Annotated in this window: 1 protein-coding gene and 1 pseudogene; both read right to left on the bottom strand. The window is 52.2% G+C overall.

The annotated features are described in order from the left end of the window. A pseudogene (gene istA / locus LPW39_RS14100) lies at nt 1-613 on the bottom strand (IS21 family transposase); the annotation flags it as partial. A gap of 209 nt (nt 614-822) precedes the next feature. Next, nucleotides 823-2,493 (bottom strand): hypothetical protein, encoded by a 1,671-nt coding sequence (locus LPW39_RS14095; protein ID WP_230776136.1) that lies wholly within the window; start codon nt 2,491-2,493, stop codon nt 823-825. Between the last annotated feature and the right edge of the window lie 1,094 nt (nt 2,494-3,587).

The raw sequence follows: 3,587 nt of genomic DNA, 5'->3' as shown, positions 1-3,587 counted from the left end.
TCAAACAGGTAGTGGCTGCACATAGCGGCAAACCGCGCATTAACGACACGCTTTTTACCTCGCTGGACCTCGTCTACAGCAGTGCGCATGTTGTTGTAAATGCCCCGCCGAGTGACACCGCCCAGTGCCTGAAATGATCGGGCGTGTGCGTCGAATTGCATCTCGTGGCTCTGGCTGTGATAGGCCACTAACCAGAAAGCACGACTGGCGCACAGCTTCAAATGAGCCACCTGAACGTGTAGAACATCCCACCAATGACCATGGCCTCATCGCTCCTGTCGAACTGGAAGGCTTCACCCAGCTCGAAACGAAGGGGTACGCAGGCCTTAGTGGGGCTTGATGCTGATTCGACTCGCCAGCGGCGGATGTAGTCCGTGACGGCGCTGTATCCACCTCGGTAACCTTGAGCCTGGATCTGGGCAAACAGGGCACGGCCGCTGCGCCTGCTTTGCTTAGGGCGGTGACTGTCAGCTGAGAGGGCTTGCTGCAAGATGGGCTCGAAAGCAGTGAGCTTTCCAGCCTGCATGATCCGCTCGTACTTAGGCACGACGTCGTCGGGAGCCTTGAGCCACTTCTTGACGGTATTGCGAGCAAGGCCAGTGCGTCTCGCGATCTCGCTGTGAACCTTACTTGCGCTGTTTCAGCCGTGTCTCACCCATCACCTGATGACCCATACGGTAGCAGCCCAGTCTTTTGCAGCAAAGCTGCCCACGCGTTTAATTGCGCGGGTACAACGCTGCAACTTGCTGCCTGACTGGGGCGGACGCTAAGGAGGTGTGGTTATGTTCCACTAATTGCCACCACTAAAAAGATGGAGAGAGGTTACTCAAATGCTCCGAGTCCGGTAGCATTTCCAAATCGATCGCGCAAACGCAAAAATGGCTTTGCACGCCCCATGGTTGGCATGTACAGAGCTTGGAGCCAGTTCCACATCACCCCATTGGGTTCTCCGCAACTCATATTAAAGCGTGATGAAGGATCGTTGGGCAAGCAAAGAATCTTTCCGTCTGTGGTCGTGGCGCCATCACCTTGTGCTTGGTTAAAATGCTCCACTTTGTCAGTGTGCGCAACGTACCAGTCACCAAACATTTGCTCTGAGAACTGGCCGGGTGTATCAGTCTGCAAACGGCGAATTTTGACGGGAGCCTCACCGGGCAACTTCAATATACCTTGGGTCCACCAGAAATTGAACTCTGTGTCTTTGTCCGCGGGAGGAGAGTTGAATTCTATGACCGCACTACCTACTTCAGACTCCAAGCGTGCCGACTGCGGAGTTCCGCCAAAACTTCGGCCGCCACGGTATTGCCGGAGTGAAATGGTAGCTACCGACGCGCGGCTACCCATACCTTTGCTTTGGTAGGTACCGCTTCCCATGTGAAAGGTGGGCTGGCCATCAGCGCGGTAATTGAACAGCTGGATAATCACGGTATTACCTTGAACATCGAGTGCAATACCGCGCCCAGGCTTCCCTGTCAGTTCATCTTCTACTACCCAAGTGCCGTTTAACGGCATTAAGGTATTAGCCGCGAGAGTTGCAACGCATGAACCTGTTATACAAGTACTATTTTCGCCGAATGACGCAGAGATGTAGTTATGTTGCCGCTCCGGGTTGTAGGTGGTTATGCCCTCGCGATAAGAAGGCTCTTTCAAAAGGGCGCCTTCGTCAAAGCCCGTAATGCTAAGTTTTTGAGGTTTTTCTCCGCCGGTATGCAGTACTCCATTGATGTCGTATCCGGCAAATTGTAGATCCAGACTTTCAATAATCGGAAGTCCGGATCGTGGTTTTGATAGCGACTTTTTTACGACTGGAAGGCAGTGAATCCTATTCTTTTCGCCTGACACCTGGCATTCAAATTCAGGTCCTGGCTCGCCTATGGTAACAGTTGGGGGGCTTAACCAGATAAGTTGAGTCAATCCTGCCTCAGTTCGCCGAAGCTTTGCCCTGACTGTTAAGCTGGGCTCATCTTGTTCATTCATGGCAAAGAGGCGCATAGTTCTCTCTCCCAATTGAACACGCGGATTAGTCACGCTGGGCTCATTGCTTACCACCAAGAAGCGCTCAATCGCCGACGCCTGCTCACCCGGAAACTGAATCATTCCTTTGAGGCCATTGGTGAAATGGATTGTTACCTGACCCACGGATTTATCTTCCACCGCATCTTGCATGGCCCCCCCAAGACTGCGCCCGTTTTTGTAACGGATCAACGGCGCAGTTACGCTGTTTCCATCCATCTGGCCAGTGGCGGTATAGAAGGTCGCATCACCGTTCTTTTCGTAGGCAAATACTTGCATGAAAAAAGTGTTGCCCTGCACATCGATTGCTAGTCCGCGGCCCGGCTTACCATCAATTTCGCTGCTAACGACCCAGGTGCCTGATTGTGGCGTGAAACTTCGTGCTGCCCAACTGCCAGTAGACGCAAGAGCAATTGTTGATGCGAGAACGGCTGAGCGTAGAGCTGCATTTTTAATAAATTTTGGCACGGTGTCCCCCATGAAGTATTCAAAAGTATAGGTGATTGAGACTCTAAGGGGTAGATAGAGTTGTTACTCAACCTTTCAGTTCAGTCCAACAGGGACCCTCTGGCAATCATCGAGTTCTAGCTTGCGATCCAATCGAAAATTAGCCAACCGACATTCCAGATCGAGTCAAGTACGTTTCACTTTTTCGTGAACCCGCCGCGCCTACTCCTCGGGCTTTCAAGATCAGTCGCTAGAGTTTTTGGGACGCGGCGTTCATGAGCAAGGTATGAATCAGGACATGTCTTTGTTGAGCACGAAATGTCGCTCATGAAATTGCTCGCAGATGCGTGCTCAGCTTGTTCTCCTCTCTTGTCGATGCGGTTCCAGCAGCAGGCTGGCTCATCAATGGTTACAGGCGGTGTGGATCAATAACAACATTAATGACTTTGAGCATCGTCACAGCTTTGAACGCTGAGTCAAGGTGTAAAAACCTAGTCTTCAAAAGCGAAAGCCAGATCAACGGATCTGGCTTTCAAGTCGCGTTCAGGAGAGCAGAGTCGCCTGGCGCTTACACATCCCGGATAAGAGTTCAGAAACTCGCCACCCGGTCTCAGACAAAAATTAGAGCGCAATTTAATTGTCCAAATGGTTAGCCGCTGCCTAACCTTCCCACTATTTGCTCTTTACAAGCTAACCGTGGGCTGTGCTACGCGGACCTCATCATATGTTTAGAGAGCGAGGAGGCTCAAACGCGCTCTGAGTCAATGGTAATCTGAATCAAGTGCGTGGGCAAGCTGTTGCGCCGATGCTCGCGATAGGTGTTGCTATGACGCCAGACGTTCGGTCTTTCGGATCTCCGCCTTGCGTACGAAATACTGTCGGCAACCATCGATAGTGGGGCCGCTTACGATCTCGTAACCAATGTGGCGAGCCCAGGAGGGCGCTTGCTTGGGGGCAATACCAGCCTCCGCAGCCAATGACTTGAGGCTGATGAACGCTGCTTGAAACCGTTCAATGTTCCGTCGATGGAAGTACTGCGGAGCACGTATATGGGCTTCCCCCAGTTTCCCGGACACTTTGCCTAGCCCTTTAAACGTTGCCGCTCCTCGAATTGAACCGGGCTAAGG

The organism is Comamonas koreensis (genome assembly GCF_021026195.1).
Lineage (GTDB): Bacteria > Pseudomonadota > Gammaproteobacteria > Burkholderiales > Burkholderiaceae_C > Comamonas > Comamonas koreensis.
Note: the sequence above shows the minus strand (reverse complement) of the source record. Positions and strands in the feature narration are given on the sequence as shown.

Coding starts and splice junctions, on each gene's coding strand:
- LPW39_RS14095 (WP_230776136.1), bottom strand. CDS start 2,493: ATGGGGGACACCGTGCCAAAATTTATTAAAAATGCAGCTCTACGCTCA.